This window comes from Novosphingobium ginsenosidimutans (assembly GCF_007954425.1).
Taxonomy (GTDB): domain Bacteria; phylum Pseudomonadota; class Alphaproteobacteria; order Sphingomonadales; family Sphingomonadaceae; genus Novosphingobium; species Novosphingobium ginsenosidimutans.
The window spans coordinates 2988228-3008201 of record NZ_CP042345.1; the positions used below are offsets into that span (position 1 = coordinate 2988228).

At 64.1% G+C, this 19974-nt stretch carries 22 protein-coding genes; 7 read left to right on the plus strand and 15 right to left on the minus strand.

Annotated features, from left to right (window positions below; all coding sequences use genetic code 11):
• Positions 1 to 30: 30 nt before the first annotated feature.
• The 9 genes from FRF71_RS14670 to FRF71_RS14710 are packed head-to-tail and all read right to left on the minus strand — an operon-like array spanning position 31 to position 6888.
• Positions 31 to 981 carry an alpha/beta fold hydrolase gene (locus tag FRF71_RS14670; protein ID WP_147091358.1) on the minus strand — a complete coding sequence of 317 codons (951 nt, stop codon included), beginning with the start codon at positions 979 to 981 and terminating at the stop codon, positions 31 to 33.
• The gene (locus FRF71_RS14675) at positions 978 to 1943 is read right to left on the minus strand and encodes an SO2930 family diheme c-type cytochrome (protein WP_238339278.1); all 966 of its coding nucleotides are present in this window, start codon (positions 1941 to 1943) and stop codon (positions 978 to 980) included. Before FRF71_RS14675 ends, FRF71_RS14670 begins: the two co-directional genes overlap by 4 nt.
• A gap of 20 nt (positions 1944 to 1963) precedes the next feature.
• Entirely contained in the window at positions 1964 to 3187 is a 1224-nt protein-coding gene (locus FRF71_RS14680; protein ID WP_337678491.1) for a parallel beta-helix domain-containing protein, read from the minus strand.
• A 59-nt stretch (positions 3188 to 3246) separates the two neighbouring features.
• Positions 3247 to 3558, minus strand: coding sequence for a hypothetical protein (locus FRF71_RS14685; RefSeq protein WP_147091360.1), 312 nt, complete (start codon positions 3556 to 3558; stop codon positions 3247 to 3249).
• Complete coding sequence (locus tag FRF71_RS14690) at positions 3558 to 4970, minus strand: NAD(P)(+) transhydrogenase (Re/Si-specific) subunit beta (protein ID WP_147091361.1); 1413 nt, start codon at positions 4968 to 4970, stop codon at positions 3558 to 3560. The genes FRF71_RS14685 and FRF71_RS14690 overlap by 1 nt, the downstream gene beginning before the upstream one ends.
• Before the next feature lie 2 nt (positions 4971 to 4972).
• Positions 4973 to 5254: an NAD(P) transhydrogenase subunit alpha part 2 gene (locus FRF71_RS14695; RefSeq protein ID WP_147091362.1), complete on the minus strand. Its 282-nt coding sequence runs from the start codon at positions 5252 to 5254 to the stop codon at positions 4973 to 4975.
• A gap of 2 nt (positions 5255 to 5256) precedes the next feature.
• Entirely contained in the window at positions 5257 to 5634 is a 378-nt protein-coding gene (locus tag FRF71_RS14700; protein WP_147091363.1) for a hypothetical protein, read from the minus strand.
• On the minus strand, positions 5631 to 6746 hold the full coding sequence (locus FRF71_RS14705; protein ID WP_147091686.1) for an NAD(P) transhydrogenase subunit alpha: 1116 nt from the start codon (positions 6744 to 6746) through the stop codon (positions 5631 to 5633). The genes FRF71_RS14700 and FRF71_RS14705 overlap by 4 nt, the downstream gene beginning before the upstream one ends.
• 19 nt (positions 6747 to 6765) lie before the next feature.
• Complete coding sequence (locus tag FRF71_RS14710) at positions 6766 to 6888, minus strand: aa3-type cytochrome c oxidase subunit IV (protein ID WP_147091364.1); 123 nt, start codon at positions 6886 to 6888, stop codon at positions 6766 to 6768.
• Positions 6889 to 7059: 171 nt separating this feature from the next.
• Between FRF71_RS14710 and FRF71_RS14715 the strand changes: the two genes are divergently transcribed.
• Positions 7060 to 8478, plus strand: a complete 1419-nt coding sequence (locus FRF71_RS14715) for a sigma-54-dependent transcriptional regulator (protein ID WP_147091365.1) — start codon at positions 7060 to 7062, stop codon at positions 8476 to 8478.
• Here FRF71_RS14715 and folP read toward each other — a convergent pair.
• The 3 genes from folP to FRF71_RS14730 form a co-directional block, all read right to left on the minus strand.
• Positions 8475 to 9575, minus strand: coding sequence for a dihydropteroate synthase (gene folP, locus FRF71_RS14720; protein WP_147091366.1), 1101 nt, complete (start codon positions 9573 to 9575; stop codon positions 8475 to 8477). The two genes, FRF71_RS14715 and folP, sit on opposite strands and share 4 nt — an antisense overlap.
• Positions 9572 to 10705: a site-specific DNA-methyltransferase gene (locus FRF71_RS14725; protein WP_147091367.1), complete on the minus strand. Its 1134-nt coding sequence runs from the start codon at positions 10703 to 10705 to the stop codon at positions 9572 to 9574. The genes folP and FRF71_RS14725 overlap by 4 nt, the downstream gene beginning before the upstream one ends.
• Before the next feature lie 219 nt (positions 10706 to 10924).
• Positions 10925 to 11536, minus strand: coding sequence for a ribonuclease HII (locus tag FRF71_RS14730; RefSeq protein WP_147091368.1), 612 nt, complete (start codon positions 11534 to 11536; stop codon positions 10925 to 10927).
• A 10-nt stretch (positions 11537 to 11546) separates the two neighbouring features.
• Here FRF71_RS14730 and FRF71_RS14735 point away from each other — a divergent pair, with 10 nt between their 5' ends.
• Genes FRF71_RS14735 through FRF71_RS14760 form a run of 6 tightly spaced genes read left to right on the plus strand, consistent with a single transcriptional unit; the run spans position 11547 to position 16173 of the window.
• Positions 11547 to 12680 carry a PQQ-dependent sugar dehydrogenase gene (locus FRF71_RS14735; protein WP_147091369.1) on the plus strand — a complete coding sequence of 378 codons (1134 nt, stop codon included), beginning with the start codon at positions 11547 to 11549 and terminating at the stop codon, positions 12678 to 12680.
• 56 nt (positions 12681 to 12736) lie between these two features.
• On the plus strand, positions 12737 to 13255 hold the full coding sequence (locus FRF71_RS14740; protein ID WP_147091370.1) for a GNAT family N-acetyltransferase: 519 nt from the start codon (positions 12737 to 12739) through the stop codon (positions 13253 to 13255).
• A 23-nt stretch (positions 13256 to 13278) separates the two neighbouring features.
• Complete coding sequence (locus FRF71_RS14745; protein ID WP_147091371.1) at positions 13279 to 13818, plus strand: DUF1285 domain-containing protein; 540 nt, start codon at positions 13279 to 13281, stop codon at positions 13816 to 13818.
• Positions 13815 to 14396 (plus strand): CoA pyrophosphatase, encoded by a 582-nt coding sequence (locus FRF71_RS14750; RefSeq protein WP_147091372.1) that lies wholly within the window; start codon positions 13815 to 13817, stop codon positions 14394 to 14396. Before FRF71_RS14745 ends, FRF71_RS14750 begins: the two co-directional genes overlap by 4 nt.
• Positions 14393 to 15562, plus strand: coding sequence for a CCA tRNA nucleotidyltransferase (locus FRF71_RS14755; protein WP_147091687.1), 1170 nt, complete (start codon positions 14393 to 14395; stop codon positions 15560 to 15562). Before FRF71_RS14750 ends, FRF71_RS14755 begins: the two co-directional genes overlap by 4 nt.
• Positions 15559 to 16173, plus strand: a complete 615-nt coding sequence (locus tag FRF71_RS14760) for a retropepsin-like aspartic protease family protein (RefSeq protein WP_238339281.1) — start codon at positions 15559 to 15561, stop codon at positions 16171 to 16173. Before FRF71_RS14755 ends, FRF71_RS14760 begins: the two co-directional genes overlap by 4 nt.
• On the opposite strand, the gene parC is transcribed toward FRF71_RS14760, so the two are convergent.
• The 3 genes from parC to FRF71_RS14775 are packed head-to-tail and all read right to left on the minus strand — an operon-like array spanning position 16170 to position 19924.
• Positions 16170 to 18455, minus strand: a complete 2286-nt coding sequence (gene parC, locus FRF71_RS14765) for a DNA topoisomerase IV subunit A (RefSeq protein WP_147091373.1) — start codon at positions 18453 to 18455, stop codon at positions 16170 to 16172. The genes FRF71_RS14760 and parC overlap by 4 nt on opposite strands.
• A 41-nt stretch (positions 18456 to 18496) precedes the next feature.
• Positions 18497 to 18829: a 2Fe-2S iron-sulfur cluster-binding protein gene (locus tag FRF71_RS14770; RefSeq protein ID WP_147091374.1), complete on the minus strand. Its 333-nt coding sequence runs from the start codon at positions 18827 to 18829 to the stop codon at positions 18497 to 18499.
• Between the two features lie 3 nt (positions 18830 to 18832).
• On the minus strand, positions 18833 to 19924 hold the full coding sequence (locus FRF71_RS14775; RefSeq protein ID WP_147091375.1) for a cysteine desulfurase family protein: 1092 nt from the start codon (positions 19922 to 19924) through the stop codon (positions 18833 to 18835).
• Positions 19925 to 19974 lie beyond the last annotated feature (50 nt).

Genomic DNA, 19974 nt, shown 5'->3' on the forward strand with positions numbered 1-19974 from the left:
GGTGGTCCAACAGGTCCAGCACGTGCCCCCTCAGGGTTGTGGGCTGAGAAACGATCTGACGTCTGCGGCACTCGCCTCGGCCGCTTCTTCGTGCGGCAGGTGGCCGATGCGGGGATAGATCTTGAGCTGCGATCCAGCGATTCCCGAATTGTACCAGTGCGCACCGGCAACGGAGATCAGCTTGTCCTCCTCGCCCCACAGGATCAGCGTGGGGCTCTTGATTGCGGATAGCTCCTGCGCGGCAAAGCTCTTGCGGGGCGTAGCGAAGCGCTCGGCTGTGGCGGCCCGGTTGCCAGGAAAGCGCAGCAGTTCCCAATACCGGTCAACGGCCGCATCGGTGACAACCGCCTGGTTGGAGACACTCTGGCGCAGGCTCCTTTCAACCAGGGCGCGCGGCGTGATTGACCGCATCACCAGATTCACCCCCGGGGTCGCGGCAAGGGTAAAGCCGATATTGCCCCGGCCCTGGCGGTCTGGCGATTGCGGTGCTCCACCGGCATCGACCAGGATCAAGGCGCTGAGGTGCTCGGGATGGACCATCGCATACTTCGCCGCGATCGCCCCGCCCATGGAATTGCCGGCCAGGGCCATCCGTTCAATCCCCAGCTTTGCACGAACCTTCTCAGTGGTAGAGACCATGTCTTCCAGCGTGTGCTTGCCCGCCGGGTTAGGCCCGGTCAGACCGTGGCCGATCTGGTCAAAGCGGATCACGCGGAACTGATTTGACAGGGTCCTGGTCCAGGCATCCCAGGTGTGGAGATCGGCGTTGGAGCCGTGAAGCAGCACAAGCACGGGCGCATTGCGCGGGCCCTCATCGCGCAAATGGACCGTCAGCCCCGCACCCAGATCGACGAATTGAGACGGTGAGCCGCCGTACTTGGCCTTCATCTCAGCGGGATCGGTATCGGGGGTACGGAACAGCAGGAATGCGCCCACAAGGACCACGATGATACCCAGCAGCCACTTGCCCAGACGCTTCACCGTTTCATCTCCCTGATCCATCGCGCAACGGCCGCCTGTCCATCCGGGTCGATGCTCGATCGGCCCACTTCAGGCATGGATATCCCGCCCTCAAGGCTGCCCATCCGGTAGATCATGATCGACTGCTCCGGATGACCCGGCAGCACATCGAACTCCAACCCGCCCGAGCCGCGACCTGCAGCCACCGGCCGTTTCATGATGCCTAGCTTGACCGGGTCGGCTTGCTCCCACCGCAAGTCCAGGCCCGAATTGGAGGCCGAGCCACCGGGATTGTGGCAATGAGCGCAATTGCTGTCGAGCCAACCGCGTGCGACCGGGGCGACCGCGAGTTTGGCGCGGTCATCCCATAGCGGAACGCGCGCGGTCACTTTTGGCACAGAGTCAAGCTTACCAGCCTTGTGGAAGCTCTCCAGCCAAGCCGCCGACAAGTTGCGCGCCTTGGGGCCGATTGGCACCACCGCATCGCCCTGCTGGTGGCATTCCTTGCACTGGTTCTTGTTGGGGATGGCATAGGAAATCGGCTGTCCCTGCGGCGTCGTCAGTTCCAGCCGTGCGCCCGCCAGGGCCAGCCGTGCCTCGGTTTGTTCGCGGTTCCATTGATAGGGCAGCGCGACCCAGCCATCGGCGCGGTGGAGCAGCACGCGCGTTTCGATCAGGCGGCCTTCCAGCTTGAAAGTCTTGATCAGGGCGGCGCCGACCGGGAGGTCGAGCAGACCATCGCCATTGGCTTTGGCCTTGGTTCCAGCGGGGAGATAGACAAAGCGCAGCTTTTCCGCGCCATCAGACCAGAGCGGCGTTTGCAGGCGATAGGGCGTTACGCCTGCTGCCGGTCGCTGGGCAGCGGCGTCAGCGAAGAAATGGAATTCGCCTAGAGTGGCCGGCAGGCCGGATCCTGTTACTGCCGCAACATTGACGCCGTCATCTTGCGGCGCAGCGACGGCGACCGCCGTCGCCGTCAACAAGAATGCGGCCAGTAACAGCCTCATTGAATACGTAGATCGAGCGCTGCGGGGGCCCGAGGTTCGACTGCCTGGCTCGCTCCTGGTGCGGGCGGCATCGGCACCGAATCCGGCAAACGGAATGGTGCCGGCTTGGCCTGTTCAGCGCCTGCCCCCTGCTTTGGCAGGTTCAATGACAAGGCCTTGCCATTCACGAGGTCGACCGCCTTTGGAGGATCGCCAAGCCCATCCCACAGCACCGGAGGGAGCGAACCACCGAATGCCGTAAGCAGCGTAGCTGCCCCGGGAAGCTGCGGATCGTATCCGTCTCGTCCAAACCTGTTTCCGCCGATCAGCACATTGCGAGGCGCAGGATTGTAGCGCGCATCGGCAAATGCGAGCGGATAGGAGACCACCATGATTGAGGTCGTTGGATTGCCGTCAAACTGATTACGGCCGACCATTACGCCATCGTTGGCCATCACCATTACCCCGGTGCCGCGCCGCACACCGGCAACGATGTTGCCTTTTGGCGCGAAGTTTGGCGTGTCATTACCAACCACCAAGTTGTCGCGGATCACCACGTTGCCTCCGCCCATCACCGGCAGGTTGGGCAGATCAAATACCAGGATGCCGCCAGTATTGCGGGTCACCAGGTTGCCGGTAACCAACGCATCGCGGCTGTTCTCGATCTCGATCCCCGCGACGGACTGCTCGACATAGTTGTAGCGGACCGTGATCGCCTTGCTTTGGCCGACGTAGATCCCGGCGTCTGAGGCGCCCGAAACCTTGCACCCATCAACCAGCACTCCGGTGCTCGAGACGGGATAGATGCCATATGCGCCGTTCGTTTCCTTGGGCCCGCCGGTCCAAGTCACGCGGACGCGGTAATAGACGATGTTATCGGCACCCTTGGACTTGATCCCGTCGCCCTTGGTGTTCTCGACCGCGAAATCGCGCAGGGTGACTTCGTCAGAAGTCACCAGCAGCCCCTCGCCGGCCCCCTTTTGGCCTGTGAAGTCGAGCACGGTCGCGTCCATCCCGGCACCGCGCACCGTCACGCCCGTGACGTCGAGCGACAGGCCATCAGTCAGCGTGAAGCGCCCGGCCCCTAGCTCAACGACGTCCCCCGGCTCGGCCAGGATCAAAGCCTCCTGCAAGCGGGCCTGGGCGTTTTCGCCCGCCGCGACGGGTATCACCTTGGCATGGGCAGGAGCAGCCAGGGCCAGTGCCGTGGCCACAGCGATCAGCGTTGCGGGCATCCTCATGGGATCGGAGTTTTGAACTGACAGCGGTGTAAGTCAATCCACCGCCACAAAAGGCAGGATCAACGCTTCTCGCTGGCCAGCCCGCTCGCGCAGAGCGCGGCAGAACTGGCGGTCACTTTGATCGCTTCAACATCGCCGACCCGCCGCACCGCGACGACATAGTCGGCCAGATTGCGCTTATCACCCTTCAGCTGCTTGAGCTTCTGCAGCTGGCCGAGAGTCAGCCGGTCGGTCATCCGTTCGGCCATACAGGCGGCGTTGGATTCACTGAGGCCAGCATCCATCATCGCACTCTTGACCTGACCATAGGCGAGCTTCGACGGCGAACAGGCCGCAAGCACCAGGAAGGTCAGAGCAACTGCGATCCGCATCAGTGCGCCAGCGCCTTGTTGATATCCTCGACCATCTTCTTGGCGTCGGCCAGGAGCATCAGCGTCTGGTCCATGTAGAACACGTCGTTGTCGACCCCGGCATAGCCAACACCGCCCATGCTGCGTTTGATGAAGAAGACCTGTTTGGCCTTGTCGACATCGAATACCGGCATCCCGTAGATCGGGCTCGACTTGTCGGTCTTGGCGGCCGGGTTGACCACGTCATTGGCGCCAATGATGAAGGCGACGTCGGCTGTCGCGAACTCGCTGTTGATATCTTCGAGCTCGAAAACTTCGTCGTAGGGGACGTTGGCTTCGGCCAGCAGTACGTTCATGTGGCCTGGCATGCGGCCGGCCACGGGGTGGATCGCATACTTTACCTCAACGCCTTTGGCCTTGAGCAGGTCAGCCATCTCGCGCAGCGCGTGCTGCGCCTGGGACACAGCCATGCCATAGCCTGGGATGATGATGACCTTCTCGGCCTCGCCCAGCATATAGGCTGCGTCTTCGGCGCTGCCGCGTTTCCACGGGCGCTGCTCGCGCGCTTCGCCGCCGCCGGCGCTGGCATCGGCACCGAAGCCGCCGGCAATCACGCTCAGGAAGCCGCGGTTCATCGCCTTACACATGATGTAGGAAAGGATCGCGCCCGAGGAGCCAACCAGCGCCCCGGTGATGATCATCGCGGTGTTGTGCAGCGTAAAGCCCATCGCCGCCGCCGCCCAGCCCGAGTAGGAATTGAGCATCGAGACCACGACCGGCATGTCCGCCCCGCCGATCGGGATGATCAGCAGGAAACCAATCAGGAAGGCCAGCGCGGTGATCGTGGCGATCACCCAAAGGCTCTGGTCGGTCATGAAATAGCCGGTCAGGCCAACAATCGCGACCAGCGTGCCGAGATTGATAACGTGCCGCGCTGGCAGCAGGATCGGCGCGCCGCTCATCTTGCCGGCAAGCTTGAGGAAGGCGATGACCGAGCCGGAGAAAGTGATCGCACCGATGGCGATGCCAAGGCCGGCCTCAAGCCGCGACACAGGATTGATCAGCCCATCCGCGCCGACAATGCCAAAGGCCTCAGGATTGAGATAGGCCGCCCACCCGACCAATACTGCTGCCAAGCCCACGAGCGAGTGAAACGCTGCAACCAGCTGCGGCATGTCGGTCATCGCGATGCGGCGGGCGATGATCCAACCGATGCCACCGCCGATGGCGATGGCAGCCAGGATCTCGGGCAGGTTCGCGATCTCGTGCGTGACCAGCGTGGTCACGACAGCGATCAGCATGCCAATCATGCCATAACGGTTGCCCGCGCGGCTGGTGCCGGGGCTGGAAAGCCCCCGCAGCGCCAGGATGAAGAGAACGCCGGAAGCGAGATAGGCAAGCATTGCCCAGGCAGGGACCGCAGCGTGTTCCATGCTCAGCGATCCTTCTTCTTGTACATGGCCAGCATGCGGGCCGTGACCGCGAAGCCGCCGAAGATGTTCACGCTCGCGAAGACCACTGCGAGCAACCCAAGCCACTTGGCCGCCGGGCTACCCGCCGCGGCGCTTGCAATAAGCGCGCCGACGATGATGACCGAAGAGATCGCATTGGTGACCGCCATCAGCGGCGTGTGCAGCGCGGGCGTGACCGACCAGACGACATAATAGCCTACGAAGCAGGCCATGACGAAGATCGAGAGGATCGAAATGAAGTCCATTGCTACTTCCTTGTCGCCGTCCACGGCAGCACGAAATTGCGCCCTTCGGCCCAGGTCTGGCCGACCATCTTGCCGTCGATCAGGCAGGCGGAGCTGTGATACATGCCCTGCCCGTCGGTAGTGCGGAATGCCACGCACTGGCGTCCCTGCGCGGTCCCTGCTCGGCCGGCGAGGATCTCGCTGTCATAGAAGCTGCCCGTGATCGCGCGATCAGTCCCAATGTTCAGCACCATGGCCTTGCTATAGGCGGGATCGGTCAGCGCGACACGCAGATCGACCGACCATTCCCCGGCCAGCGCCGCGTAAGGCGAAGCGACTGGCGGAGTCTGCGCAGAGGCGAGGCTGGCGGTCAGGGCAAGCGCCGTGATCAGCGCCCTCACCCGAGCAGCCTTTCGTTCACGACCTTGCCGCCTTGCGTCAGGCGCACGGCATTGCCGATCTCCTCGTCCAAGACCGGGCGCCCAGCTTCCTTGTCCCAGAATGCGGAGAGGAAATTGTAGAGGTTGCGGGCGAAGAGCGCCGAGGCGTCGGCGGGCAGCTTGGCCGGGGTGTTCGAATAGCCGAAGATCTTGACCCCGTGGCGCTCGACCACTTCGTCAGCCTTGCTGCCTTCGACATTGCCGCCCTGAGCGACAGCGAGGTCAAAGATTACCGAGCCGGGCTTCATGCTGGCAATCTGTGTATCCGAAATCAGCCGCGGCGCTGGTCGCCCCGGGATCAGCGCTGTGGTGATGACGATGTCCTGTTTGGCAATGTGGCCAGAAACCAGTTCGGCCTGCGCCTTCTGATATTCCTCAGACATTTCCGTGGCATAGCCACCAGCGCCCTCACCCTCGATCCCTGCCACGCTTTCAACGAAGATCGGCTTGGCGCCAAGTGATTGGATCTGCTCCTTGGTCGCCGAGCGCACGTCTGTTGCCGAAACTTGCGCGCCCAGGCGGCGGGCGGTGGCAATGGCCTGCAGCCCAGCCACACCCACGCCCATCACAAAGCACTTGGCGGCGGAAACTGTGCCCGCCGCAGTCATCATCATCGGGAAGGCGCGGCCATAAAGATTCGCCGCCTCGATTACCGCCTTGTAGCCCGCAAGGTTCGACTGGCTGGACAGGATATCCATCGACTGTGCGCGCGTGATGCGGGGCATGAATTCCATCGCCAGGGCCTCGAATCCGGCCTTGGCATATTCATCCACCCGGGCACGCTGGCCGAACGGATCGAGACCCGCCACGATCCAGGCACCGGCATTGGCACCTTTCAATGCTTTGGAATCCGGCCCCTGGACGCCAAGGACAATGTCGGCGCCCTTGGCGGCATCCTTCACCACTTCAGCGCCAGCGGCGGCATAGTCTGCATCGGCAATCGAAGCCGTTCCACCAGCCCCGGCTTCGACTGCAACAGTCGCGCCCAAGGCGATGAATTTCTTCACCGTTTCCGGTGTAGCCGAGACCCGGGTTTCCCCGTTCGCACGTTCCTTTAGGACGGCGATCCGCAGGCTGGCGCTCACCGGCTAATCAAGCGATCAGTGCGATCACGCCGGCAGCGACAACCGCCACCACGACGCTGCCGTACTTCACCAGGCCGATGAAACCGCCGTAGGTTTCGTTGGCCATCTTCATGTCATTACCCGAAGCCATAATCCTGTCCCTGAATTGGCAAGTTGATGTTTCGCCGCCCCGTCTATCGCCGCCTGCGCCTGCACTCAAGTAGGCCAAAAGGGAACCATCCCCAAAATGCAGGCTTAATCGCCTCTTTACTCCCTTGCGCTATCGCAGGTTCGACCAAGAGCGGGGACTATCACTAAGATCATGGCGGATTTCGAACAGCAAACACTGATGCTGATCGACGATGAGCCGGCGCAAAGCCGGCTGATCTCCGCATTGGCCGCGCGCGAAGGGTGGCGCACACTGGTGGTGCGCGATTCGGAAACAGCAATCGCAACCCTGGGCACGCGCCAGGGCATGCAGCTTGGCGCGATCATCCTTGACCAGTGGGTCCCGGGTGACGAAGCCTGCACGCTGATTGCCGAGCTCAAGAGCCGCCGCCCTGCCTTGCCGATTTTGATGCTGACCGCCTCGGCCTCGCCGCTGCTTGCGGTCGAAGCAATGCGCGCCGGGGCGACCGATTACCTCGTCAAGCCCGTCTCACCCGAACGCTTGATGCAGGCGCTGCGCATGGCGACCACACGCGAGGCGCCGCGCGACGAGCTGATGCCTTTGACCGAGAAGATGCCGTCGAACCCGGATTTCGACGCGATGATCGGTGCTTCGCCCACTTTCCGGACTGCCCTGGCCATTGCCGCCAAAGCGGCACGCGGTCATGGCCCGATCCTGATCGAAGGCGAGAGCGGCACCGGCAAGGAAATGCTGATCCGCGCGATGCAGGCCGCCAGCCCACGCGCCAAAGCTCCATTCCGGCTGCTCAATGTCGGCGCGATTCCTGCCAATTCGATCGAATCCGCCTTGTTCGGGCATGAAAAGGGGGCATTCCCGGGAGCCTTTGATCGCCATGTCGGCGCACTTCAGCATGCCGACGGCGGCACTCTGGCCCTCGATGAAGTCGATCGTTTGCCGCTCTCCGTGCAAGAACGGTTGCTCGAATCGATCCAGCGCGGCGATGTCCGCCCAATCGGCGCGCGGCACTCGTTTCGGATCGACGTGCGGCTGATCGCAGCCAGCAACTTGCCGCTGAAAGATATGGTCACGGGCGGACATTTCCTGGCTGACCTTCACGAGGCAATGTCCGGCGTGACAGTGCAATTGCCGCCGCTGCGCGAACGCGCTGGCGACATTCCAGCCCTGTCCCGCCATTTCCTGGCTCAAATCGGCGAACAGCCGGGGCTGCGCGAAATAGGGATCACTGATGGCGCATTGGCGCTTCTGACCGCTTATGACTGGCCAGGCAACGTCCGCCAGCTCCAGGCGGTGCTGTTCCGCGCCGCCGTGTTCTGCGATGGCGACGCCCTGACCGCCGATGATTTCCCGCAGCTCGCGAACATGCTGGGCGAGGCCTGCAACGGCGCGGTCAACCACCACGAGGCAATAGGCGTCACGCTCTACACCCCCGATGGCAATCTGCGCCCGCTTGAAGAGATCGAAGCCGACGTGATTCGGCTCGCGATCGGCCATTACCGTGGCCGAATGACTGAAGTCGCGCGCCGCCTGGGGATTGGTCGTTCCACGCTCTATCGCAAGCTGTCCGACCTAGGGATCGAAAACGTCGCCTAAGGGGCGAGCTGGCTGAAATCGGTCAGCGCCGCATCGCGCAGACCGCGCCAGACGCGCAGCGCCTGAACCGTTTCCGGCACATCGTGGACGCGCAGCAGCTGCACGCCGGCTTCCAGCGCCCGCGTCGCCAGCATGATCGAACCACCGAGGCGCTGATGCGCCGGGGCCTCGCCCGAGAGCGCACCGATCATCCGCTTGCGGCTGACCCCGACCAGCAGCGGCTGGCCCAGCGCATGGAACAGTGGCAAGGCAATCAGCAGCGCGAGATTGTCCGCGACCGACTTGCCGAAGCCGATACCCGGATCGAGCACGATCTTCTCTCGCGGAATCCCGGCCGCAATCGCCGCATCGCGCCGCGCAGCCAGCCAGTCGAACACGTCAAGCACGACATCTGAATAGGCGCCGCCGCCATGCAGATCATCGCCCTCACCCGGCGCGTGCATCAGCGCGACCGGCACGCCCGAGCGGGCCGCAAAATCCAGACTGCGCGGATCGTGGCGCAGGGCGGACACATCGTTGATGATGTGGGCCCCGGCCGCGAGTGCCGCTTCCATTACTGCCGGTCGGCGGGTGTCGATCGAGATGGCCGCACCCGATGCAGCCAGCCGCTCGATCATTGGCACGACGCGCTTCAGCTCATCGCCTTCCCAGACCGCCGCCGCGCCAGGCCGGGTGCTCTCACCGCCAATGTCGATGATTGCGGCGCCGCCTTCGAGCATCGCCGCAGCATGGGTTGCGGCAATTTCCGGATCGTCCATGAACTGGCCGCCATCGGAAAAGCTGTCCGGCGTGATGTTGAGGATGCCCATGACCTGTGGCTGGTCGAGCCGGATCGTGCGGGCCCCGCATTCCAGCGGCGCATGGCTGCGCTGCAGGTTGGTAAATTGCGCCTGCAGATCGTGCGACAGATCGGGCAAGACCGCTCGCAGTTCGCTCGCCGAATAGAGCTCGCGCGAAACCACCCTGCCGCCTTCGCGAGCAATGACCGCGAAACGGCTGGCATAGGTCAGCCCGCCGGCAATGCGGACTGCCCCGCCCTCCTCGCTTTGCGGCGATTCAGCAAGGGCAATGGGGCGAAGGTAGTGGGCGCTGCTCAATCTTCCGTCGCCAGCAAGTAAAGCTGCCGGAGCGCGTCGAGCGGCTTGAGTTCGCCCTCATGCTCGATGTGCCAGAAAGTCCAGCCATTGCAGCTGGGCGCGCCTTGCAGCTTGGCACCAAGGCCGTGGATCGATCCGATCTCGCTGCCCGCAACCAGCGAGCCATCGGCCCGCACCGTGGCAACCAGCTTGCGCTTCTTGTCGAAAACCTTGGTCCCGGCGGCGATAAAGCCAGTCTCGACCAGGGTGCCAAAGGCCACCTTGGGCGCGGCCTTGGGGCTCTGCATCGTGATCAGCGCAGATTCGTCGAGCGGCAGGGCCAGTTCGATCCGCTCCAGGGCGGCTTCGCGGTAGATGCTCTCGCGCTCGCAGCCGATCCATTCGCGGCCCAGCCGCTTGGCGACGGCGCCGGTTGTCCCGGTGCCGAAAAAGGGATCGAGGACTACGTCGCCCTTGTTGGTCGTCGCCAGCATAACGCGGTAGAGCAGTGCCTCGGGCTTCTGGGTCGGATGAACCTTGTGTCCGGCCTTCTTGAGTCGCTCCTGGCCGCCGCAGATCGGCAGGACCCAGTCCGAGCGCATCTGCAGCTCGTCATTCAGGGTCTTCATCGCGCGGTAGTTGAAGGTGTACTTGGCCTTCTCCCCCATCGAGCACCAGATCAGCGTTTCGTGCGCATTGGTGAAGCGGGTGCCCTTGAAGTTCGGCATCGGGTTGGCCTTGCGCCAGACGATGTCGTTGAGGATCCAGAAGCCCATATCCTGCAGCATCGCGCCAAGGCGGAAGATGTTGTGGTAGGACCCGATCACCCACAGCGAGCCATTGGGCTTCAGCAGTCGACGCGCCTCGGTCAGCCATTCGCGGCTAAACTTGTCATAGGCGGCAAAGCTGTCGAACTGGTCCCAGTGATCGGTCACGGCATCGACATGGCTGCCATCGGGGCGCGACAGATCACCGCCCAGTTGCAGGTTGTAAGGCGGATCGGCGAAGATCATGTCGATCGAGGCATCGGGCAGGCTGCGCATCGCTTCGATGCAATCGCCATCCAGGATCCGCCCGATCGGAAGATCCGGCCTGACCACCTCGCGCGCAGCCTTCAACCGCGCTTTTTCACCCACCAGCAACTGACCCATGACGTTCTCTAATGTCCCCAAAGTTATCCACAGGGTGAGTCATCCGGAGTCCCGCGTCAAGGGCGACTCCGCAGGAATCCTAGCGATTCATGGTTAGCAAAGGGCTACCGGCGAGGAGAACGAAACGAGTCCGCCACAGCATCTAGAGCCCGGAGAATCGATCCGGACTCAACATCTGGTGGGTGTGGCCCGCGAGACTCGGCTCGAAATTTTTTGCTGTCAGAGCAACACCAGCTGCGCAACCGGGGCAAAGCTGCGGCGGTGGAGCGGGCTAGGTCCGTGTTCGCGCAGCGCGGCCAGGTGCTCAGCCGTGCCGTAACCCATATTGGTCTGCCAGCCGTAATGCGGGTGCGCCTCGGCATATTCGCGCATCAGCCGGTCGCGGTGTTCCTTGGCGAGGATCGAGGCGGCCGAGATGCAGGGCTCCAGCGCATCGCCGCCGACAATCGCCCGGGCTGGCCAGCACCAGTCAGGGTGGCGGCCGGCCGGCGTCATATTGCCATCGATCAGCACCTCGTCCGGCTCGAGCGCCAGGGCGGCAACCGCGCGGGTCATGGCCAGCATGGTGGCGGCAAAGATGTTGATCCGGTCAATCTCGTCCGCCTCGACCACACCCAGCGCCCAGTGACAGCTAGCCTTGATTTGTGGTTCGAGCACGGCTCTCCGCTTGGCCGAAAGCTTCTTGGAATCGTCCAGACCCTGCGGCGCATCATGCCCAAGGACGCAAGCTGCGGCGACAACCGGCCCGGCCAGCGGCCCGCGACCCGCCTCGTCCACGCCGATCACGACCCGGCCTTTGGTCCCCTTGGCTAAGAGCAGTCCAGCTTCCATCTATCCGGCCATGACCAGAACCATCATCCGCACCTTCTTCCCGCTCGCCGCCTTCCTCGCAAGCTGCAGCCCATCGGTTGCTGGGGATAGCCCCAAACCGGCTATCACCGAAACGAAGGGGGCGTTTGCAGTAACGCCGCTGGCCGCGCTCGATGCCCCCTGGGCGATTGCCGTGCTGCCGCGCGGCGGCGTGCTGGTGACCGAGAAGGGCGGCAAGCTCAAGCTGGTCGATGGCACCGTCAAAGATGTGGCGGGCGTGCCAACCGTTGCCTTTGGCGGTCAGGGTGGCCTCGGCGACGTGGTGCTGGCCCCGGACTATGCCAAGAGCGGCATGGTCTACCTCTCCTGGGCCGAAGCCGGTGATGGCGAAACCCGCGGCGCAGCGATCGGCCGAGCCAAGCTGGTGCTCGGCGATGCCCCGCGGCTCGAGGGGCTGGAAGTGATCTGGCGGCAAAGCCCCAAGGTGACCGGGCGCGGCCACTATTCGCACCGCATCGCCTTCTCGCCCGATGGCAAGCTGCTGTTCGTCGCCTCGGGTGAACGGCAGAAGATGGACCCTGCGCAGGACCTGACCGGAAATCTCGGAAAGGTGCTGCGCCTGCTGCCCGACGGCAAGCCCGCCCCGGGCAATCCCTTTGCCGACAAGGGCGGCGTCAGTGCAGAGATCTGGTCCTATGGCCACCGCAATATCCTGGGTCTGGCCTTCGATCCGCAGGGCCGGCTCTGGGACCTGGAGCATGGTCCGGCCGGCGGGGACGAATTGAACCTGGTGGAGCCAGGCAAGAATTATGGCTGGCCGGTGGTTTCCGAAGGCGATCACTATGACGGCAAGGATATCCCGCCGCACAGCACCCGGCCCGACATGACCGCGCCGAACCTCGTCTGGACTCCGGTGATCGCGCCGGGCGACATGGTGTTCTACCGTGGCAAGGCTTTCCGTGACTGGCGCGGACAGTTGCTGATCGCCGGGCTGGCCTCGAAGGGCCTGGTCCGCGTCACCATCGACGGCACCAAGGTGACCGAAGCCGGGCGCTATCCGCTCGACAAGCGGATTCGCGACGTGGCCGAAGCTGCGGACGGAACGCTGCTGGTGATCGAGGACGGCAAGGATGGCCGTCTGCTCAAGCTCGCCCCCGCAAAGTAGGCCGAAGGGTAAATTCCATCGACAAGCGCGGCACCGCGCCTTAGGGGCGCGCGCCTATGGCAGACGGTCCCACTCTGATCCCGCTCGACAACGTCGACCCCGCGCTGGTCGAGGCGCTGCTTGACCGCGCCTTCGAACCGGAGCGGCACAAGCGCACCGCCTACAAGGTCCGCGAGGGTACCGATTGGCTGCCAGGCCTGTCCTTTGCCGCGATCGATGACGAAGAACATCTGGTCGGCACGATCCAATGCTGGCCGGTCGCATTGACCGATCCGGATGGCCGCCGCCATCCGCTGATCATGGTTGGCCCGGTCGCGGTTGAGCCAGCCGCGCAGGGGGCAGGCTATGGCAAGGCCTTGATGACCGCCAGCCTAGCTGCCCTTTCCCCGCAGGCCCCGCTGCCGCAAGTCATGATCGGCGATCCGGAGTATTACGGCCGGTTCTGGGGCTTCACCAATGCCCATACCGGCGGCTGGGACCTACCCGGCCCGTTTGAGCAGCACCGGCTACTGGCGCGCTGCGACAATCCGGCAGTCCTGCCCGCATACGGTATGCTGGGCCCTTGGCGCGGGTAAGCTGATCTGGCATCGCAGCGCCGATGCCCTACGAACCTCTGCCCGACCTTGCGACGTTGAGCCTTGCCGAGATTGCAGCGCTTAACGATGCGCGCAAGCTGCCGCCGGTCGCGCAGTGGAACCCGCAAACCAGCGGCGATAGCCTGATGACGATCCGGGCCGACGGGCGCTGGTTCCACGATGGTGGGGAAATCCGCCGCCCGGCCATGATCCGCGCCTTCGCCGGCCTGCTGCGGCGCGAGGGCGACGGGCGCTATTGGCTTGTGACCCCGGTCGAAAAGCAGTCGATCAAGGTCGAGGACGCAGCCTTCATCGCCACCGATGTCGCTGCGCAGGACGGGGCACTGGCCTTCAAGCTCAACACCGATGAGATCATCGTGGCGGGGCCCGATCATCCGCTGGTGGCGCGCGGCACGGCCGAGCTGCCGGCGATCTACCTCGCCGTGCGCAATGGCTGCGAGGCGCGGATCAACCGCAGCACCTGGCTGCAACTGGTCGAGCTGGCCGATGCCGACCTGACTGCGGCAAGCCAGGGCGTCCGCTTCGCGCTGGTGCCGGCATGAGCGAGCTGGTGGCGCGGCTGCGCGCCTTGCATGAAGACGGGCACGCGCAGGAACTAGACAACCTGCTGTCAGACGAACGCCATGGGGGAACATTTCGTCCGGCTGCGGTCCTGGCCGCCATAACCGAGCGGGAACGGCCGGGCTTCCTGATGATCCACCGGCCCTCCAATATGCGCTCGCACCCCGGCCAGGTCGCCTTCCCCGGCGGCAAGATCGACCCCGGCGAGAGCCCGGTCGAGGCCGCCCTGCGTGAGGCTTGGGAAGAGCTGGGCATCCACGAACGCGACGTGACCGTGATCGGCACCAGCGATGTCTATCGCACCGGCACCGGCTATGCGGTGACCCCGGTTATCGCGGTGGTTCCGCCAGACCTTGAACTCAATCCAAGCCCGACCGAGGTGGCGCAGTGGTTCGAGGCCCCAGTCGACTTCGTCTTCAACCGCCAGAACCAGGTCGAGCAATCGGCATTTTGGCAAGGCGCGGAAAGGCGCTACATCGAGATCATGTGGCAGCAGCATCGGATCTGGGGCGTGACAGCGGCGATCATCCACAACTTGTCGCGGCGGATTGCCTGGTGACGCTTACCCTGCCCGCGGCGGATTGGACCAGGCGTGAGGACCTGGCCTTGCTGGTGGCAGCGCTTGGCCCGGGCCAGTCGCGCTATGTCGGCGGTGCTGTACGTGACACGCTGCTGGGCATAGCGGTCAAGGATGTCGACCTGGCTACCCCGCTCGAACCACGCGCGGTAATGCAACAACTGAAGAGCGCGGGAATTCAGGTGGTTCCGACCGGAATCGAACATGGCACCGTAACTGCTGTCCTGCCGCAAGGACCCGTTGAGATCACTACCTTGCGCCATGACGTCAGTACTGACGGCCGCCGTGCCACGGTGGCCTTTGCCAGCGATTGGCAGGACGATGCCGCCCGGCGCGACTTCACGATCAACGCGCTCTATGCCGATCCGGCGACCGGCGAGATCTTTGACTGGTTTGGTGGGCTGGACGATCTTGCCGCACGGCGAGTGCGGTTCATTGGCGATCCGCACCAACGCATCCGCGAGGATCACTTGCGGATCCTGCGCTATTTCCGCTTTCAAGCGCGGTTCGGTTCGATGCCGGCCGATGCGCCGTCCGAAAGCGCCTGCGCCGAACTGGCCGCGATGCTCAAGGGCCTGTCGCGCGAACGCGTCGGCATGGAGATGATGAATCTCCTCTCGCTCACCGATCCGGCGCCAACCGTGGCGCGGATGGCAGAGCTCGGCGTGCTAGAAGTGGTTCTGCCCGAAGCGGATGTAGTGGCCCTCGCGGCGCTGGTGGCCGAGGAAGTGCGCCAGCGGATCGCGCCTGACGCCCTGCGCCGCCTCGCCGCGCTGCTGCCTGCTGACGTGCAACTGGCCGAAGCCGTAGCAAGCCGCTTTCGTTTGTCAGGAGCGCAAAAGAAGCGGCTGGCGTTGGCGGCTGCGCGGGAGGGGACCGAGCAGGAAGCCCGCCCCCTTGCCTATCGCCTCGGCATTGATGGCGCGCTTGACCGGCTGCTAATCGCGGGGACGGATGTCGCTGCACTGGACGGCTGGACCATCCCTGAATTCCCGCTCAAGGGCGGGGAGATTGTGGCGCGCGGAATCAAGGCCGGGCCCGAGGTCGCACGGGTGCTACGCCGGGTTGAAAGCGGCTGGATCGCCGCGGGCTTTGCGGACTCTCTCATCCCAGCCCTGCTTGACGCGGAGCTGAGCGAACAGGCGTGAGCGAGCTGGTCTTCAACGAACCGCTGCTGGTCATCGCGATCCTGGCGGTGCTTGCCGCCGCGACCGGGTGGATGATCGAGCGCGACCGCCCTCGCCTCGCCCGCGGGCTGCGCCAGACGGGCTACCTAGGGATGCTCGCGGCCGGACTGCTGCTGGTCGGCCAACTGGCCTATACTGCCGAACGCTCTGATGCCGCGCTGGAACTGCACCGCCGCCCGGCGCTGTCCGTCAGCGGCGGCGAGACAATCGTGCCAATGGCCAGTGACGGCCACTTCTGGGTAACCGCGGAGGTCAACGGACGCGAGCTCGACTTCCTGATCGATACCGGCGCGACCTTCACCGGGATCGGCCGCGATGCGGCAGAGAAACTCGGGATCCAACCCGACCCGCAACAGGCCCCGCTAGAGCTGGAAACCGCCAACGGCGTGATTACCGCCACCATGGGCAAGATCGAGGCCCTGCGCTTCGGCAATATCGAAGTCCGCGGCCTACCCGTGGCCGTGCCGCAGGATACGGCTGACGATACACAGGTGATCGGTATGAACCTGCTCAGCCAGCTAGCCAGCTGGCGGGTCGAAGGCGAGAAACTGGTCCTGGTGCCAAAGCGTTAGAACTTGTTGTCCCGCGGGAAGCCGTTGGGCGGCAGCCGGCCTGCCGCCCCGCGCGCCACCTTCCACAAGCGCATGTCGCTCTCGGTTCGGGTCCTGCCGCTGTCGCCGCCCATCTTCCACGACAGGCCTTCGTCCAGCTTCAGCGTCGTCGCATCAGCCAGCCCGCCATCGCGATAGCGCTGCAGGGTTACGCCCTGGCCCTTGGCGAGGATCGGCAGCTCTTCCAGGCTGAAGATCACCAGTTTGCGGTTGTCACCCACCACAGCAATGTGATCGTGCTCGGCCGGGATTTCACGCACGACTGCCAGCTTCACGCCTGGCTTGGTGGTCATCACCCCGCGGCCCTTGCGCGTTTCGGCAAGCAGTTCGTCTGCTTCGGCCGCGAAGCCGCGCCCGGCATTGCTGGCCAGCAAAAGCTGCGCCTTGGGCTTATAGACCAGCAGGCCCACGATCTCTGCCCCGGCATCGATATCGATCATTGTCCTGATCGGTTCGCCGAACCCGCGCGCTGACGGCAGCTTGTCGCACCCAAGCGTATAGAACCGCCCATTGTCGCAGGCGACCAGCAGCTTGTCGGTGGTCTGGGCGTGAAGCGCGAAGGCCGGCCCATCGCCTTCCTTGAACTTGAAATCCTTGTCGAGCGGCTCGTGGCCGCTGGCGCCGCGGACCCAGCCCTTGGCCGAGAGGATCACCGTTACCGGTGCCTTCTCGATCATCGCGTCCATCGAAAACTCAACCGTTGGCGCGGCCTCGGCAATGGTGGTCCGCCGGCGGCCAAGAGGCGTGTCTTCGGCGTAGTCCTTGCGCAGGTTGCTCAGGTCACGCTTAAGCCGGGTGCGCTGGCGTGCCGGGCTTTCGAGCAGCTTTTCCAGTTCTTCCTTCTCAGTCAGCAGGTCATCCCGCTCACGCCGCAGCTCCATTTCCTCCAGCTTGCGCAAGGAGCGCAGCCGCATGTTGAGGATCGCTTCAGCCTGGCGGTCAGTCAGGCCGAATTCGGCCATCATCACCGGCTTGGGCTCATCTTCGGTGCGGATGATCTCGATCACCCGGTCAAGGTTGAGGTAAGCGATGATATAGCCGTCGAGCAGTTCCAGCCGGTCGGCAATCTTGGCCAGACGATGCTGGCTGCGCCGGACCAGGATGTCGATCTGGCTCTTGATCCATTCCTGAAGCACCAGCTTGAGACTGAGCACGCCGGGCGTGCGGCTGGCATCGAGGACGTTGAGGTTGAGCCCGAACCGGGTTTCCAGATCGGTCAGCTTGAATAGCGATTCCTTGAGCAGTTCGGGATCGACGTTGCGGCTCTTCGGCACGAAGACAAGCCGGATCTGCTCATCCGATTCATCACGGACGTCTTCCAGGATCGGCAACTTCTTGTCGGCGATCAGCTGGGCGACCTGCTCGATCAGCTTGCCCTTGGGGAGCTGATACGGGATCTCCGAAATCACCAGCTGCCAGGCCCCGCCGCCCAGCTTTTCAATGCCGGTTTCTTCCCAAGTGCCATCCGCATTTCGCCCGGTCGAAAAGCGTCCGCGCACGCGCAGCGCGCCGCGCCCGGTCTCATAGGCGCGCGAGATAACCTCGCGGCTTTCGGCCACGATCCCGCCCGTGGCAAAATCTGGCCCGTGGAACAGCTCCATCAGCTGGGCGTGTTCGGCATGGGGATTGTCGATCAGCAGTAGGGCGGAATCGATGATCTCGGCCACGTTGTGGCTGGGGATATTGGTAGCCATCCCGACGGCGATCCCACTGGAGCCATTGGCCAGCAGGTTGGGGAACAGGCCCGGGAAGATCTCTGGCTCTTCCTCCTCGCCATTGTAGGTCGGAATGAAGTTGACCGTGCCTTCGTCCAGGCCGGCCATCAGCTGGATCGCAGTCTTGGTAAGCCGCGCTTCGGTGTAGCGGTAGGCAGCGGCGTTATCGCCGTCGATATTGCCAAAGTTTCCCTGCCCGTCGACCAACGGGTAACGCAGCGAAAAATCCTGCGCGAGGCGGACCATGGCGTCATAGACCGACTGATCGCCATGGGGGTGATACTTACCGATGACATCGCCGACCACGCGGGCCGACTTCTTGTAGGCATCGTTGGGATTGAGCTTCAATTGACGCATCGCCCACAGCAGGCGGCGGTGGACTGGCTTCAGCCCGTCGCGCAGGTCGGGCAGCGAGCGAGCAGTGATCGTCGACAGGGCATAAACGAGATAGCGCTCGGACAGCGCCGCATCGAACGGCGCGTCGACGATGGCGTCGAAGGGATCGGGTTCAGTCGTGTCGGTCGTCATTGGCCAGCGCCCTAGCAGGGCGGGAATCCTGCCGCCAAGGGTCAGCGGCGTTGCATGTTGTGGCTTTCCCCCGGAATCCGCACTTCCAGCCCGTCGAGCGCCGCGGTCAGGACGATCTGGCAGGCGAGCCGGCTGGTGCGGGTGACCCCGGCGGCAAGATCGAGCATGTCCTCCTCGTCCTCGCTTGCACGGGGGAGCTTGCCGAACCAGTCCTTGCCAATGATCACGTGGCAGGTGGAACAGGCCATCTGCCCTTCGCAGGTGCCCTCAAGCGGCATGTCTGCATTCTGCGCCACTTCCAGCAGCCGGTCTCCTTCAGCAGCCTTGGCCTCGACGCGATCGCCCTTGGCGGTAATGAAGGTAACCTTGGGCATTAATCAGACTCCCTGGGCCTGGGCGGCGGCTTCGAGCGCGCGGCAGGCCGTTTCAACTTCGTCATGGGTGGTATAGCGGCCGAAACCAAGGCGAATCGAATTGCGGGCCTCAGCCGGTTCCAACCCGATTGCGGTCAACACCCGGCTGGGTGCTCCCGTGCCGCTGCCACAAGCAGATCCAGCCGAGAAGGCGATGTCGCGGCAATCGCTGAGGAGGCGCGGGAAATTCAGCCCTGCCAATCGCAGGCTGAGGTTGCCGGGCCAGCGCGCGCTTTCGCTGCCGTTCACAGTCCAGCGGGACAGGACTGAGCGAGCCAGTTCAGCAAGGCCGGACAGGTGCTGGAAGTCCTGTTCCATCCGTGCCTTGGCCAGCGCTGCAGCCGCGCCGAACCCGGCGCAAAGGGCAGGGCTGAGCGTACCTGAACGCAAACCGCTTTCCTGGCCGCCCCCGGCGATCAATGGGCCGATCTTGACGCCATCCCGGACCCACAGAGCACCGATCCCCTTAGGACCATAAAGCTTGTGCGCGGTGATCGCGATCAGGTCCGCACCTTCGGGTGGAGCAAGCTTGCCAGCGCCCTGGACCGCATCGCAGAGGAATAGCGCCCCCGCCTCTTGCGCGCGTTCGGCCAGGCGTTCGACCGGCTGGATCGTACCGATCTCGTTATTGACCTGCATGACTGCGACCAGGCCTACGCCGTCCGGCAGAGCCACTTCCGGATCAACCAGGCCCTGCGCGCTTACCGGCAGCTCGTGAACCGCTTCGCCGCTCGCAATCGCGGCGTTGACCACAGCGGAATGTTCGATCGCGGAATAGGCGATGGCACCGCGCGTGACCGAACGAAGCGCCTGGTTGAGCGCCTCGGTCGCGCCGCTGGTAAAGATCACCCGCCCGCCCCTGGGGAGAAGGCTGGCCACCTGCTCGCGGGCCACTTCCACCGCTGCCGCTGCGGCCCGCCCGGCCCGGTGCATCGAATGGGGATTGGCAAAGCCCAAGGACTCGGGGCCGGACAGCCAGGGCAGCATGGCTTGCAGCGCCTCGGGCGCAAGCGGCGTGGTGGCCTGGTGGTCAAGATAGATGGGTTTGCCGGTCATGGTTCGGAAAAGTTGCTTTTCGAAGGTCCGTTTCTATATAGCGCCTCTCT

What these genes read in the sequence shown, in the direction of transcription:
- FRF71_RS14735 (WP_147091369.1), top strand. Translation starts at nt 11,547, where the DNA reads ATGACCAGAACCATCATCCGCACCTTCTTCCCGCTCGCCGCCTTCCTC.
- FRF71_RS14770 (WP_147091374.1), bottom strand. Translation starts at nt 18,829, where the DNA reads ATGCCCAAGGTTACCTTCATTACCGCCAAGGGCGATCGCGTCGAGGCC.
- FRF71_RS14745 (WP_147091371.1), top strand. Translation starts at nt 13,279, where the DNA reads ATGCCCTACGAACCTCTGCCCGACCTTGCGACGTTGAGCCTTGCCGAG.
- FRF71_RS14690 (WP_147091361.1), bottom strand. Translation starts at nt 4,970, where the DNA reads ATGGAACACGCTGCGGTCCCTGCCTGGGCAATGCTTGCCTATCTCGCT.
- FRF71_RS14715 (WP_147091365.1), top strand. Translation starts at nt 7,060, where the DNA reads ATGGCGGATTTCGAACAGCAAACACTGATGCTGATCGACGATGAGCCG.
- FRF71_RS14775 (WP_147091375.1), bottom strand. Translation starts at nt 19,924, where the DNA reads ATGACCGGCAAACCCATCTATCTTGACCACCAGGCCACCACGCCGCTT.
- FRF71_RS14685 (WP_147091360.1), bottom strand. Translation starts at nt 3,558, where the DNA reads ATGCGGATCGCAGTTGCTCTGACCTTCCTGGTGCTTGCGGCCTGTTCG.
- FRF71_RS14730 (WP_147091368.1), bottom strand. Translation starts at nt 11,536, where the DNA reads ATGGAAGCTGGACTGCTCTTAGCCAAGGGGACCAAAGGCCGGGTCGTG.
- FRF71_RS14750 (WP_147091372.1), top strand. Translation starts at nt 13,815, where the DNA reads ATGAGCGAGCTGGTGGCGCGGCTGCGCGCCTTGCATGAAGACGGGCAC.
- FRF71_RS14740 (WP_147091370.1), top strand. Translation starts at nt 12,737, where the DNA reads ATGGCAGACGGTCCCACTCTGATCCCGCTCGACAACGTCGACCCCGCG.
- parC (WP_147091373.1), bottom strand. Translation starts at nt 18,455, where the DNA reads ATGACGACCGACACGACTGAACCCGATCCCTTCGACGCCATCGTCGAC.
- FRF71_RS14695 (WP_147091362.1), bottom strand. Translation starts at nt 5,254, where the DNA reads ATGGACTTCATTTCGATCCTCTCGATCTTCGTCATGGCCTGCTTCGTA.
- FRF71_RS14725 (WP_147091367.1), bottom strand. Translation starts at nt 10,705, where the DNA reads ATGGGTCAGTTGCTGGTGGGTGAAAAAGCGCGGTTGAAGGCTGCGCGC.
- FRF71_RS14710 (WP_147091364.1), bottom strand. Translation starts at nt 6,888, where the DNA reads ATGGCTTCGGGTAATGACATGAAGATGGCCAACGAAACCTACGGCGGT.
- FRF71_RS14680 (WP_337678491.1), bottom strand. Translation starts at nt 3,187, where the DNA reads ATGAGGATGCCCGCAACGCTGATCGCTGTGGCCACGGCACTGGCCCTG.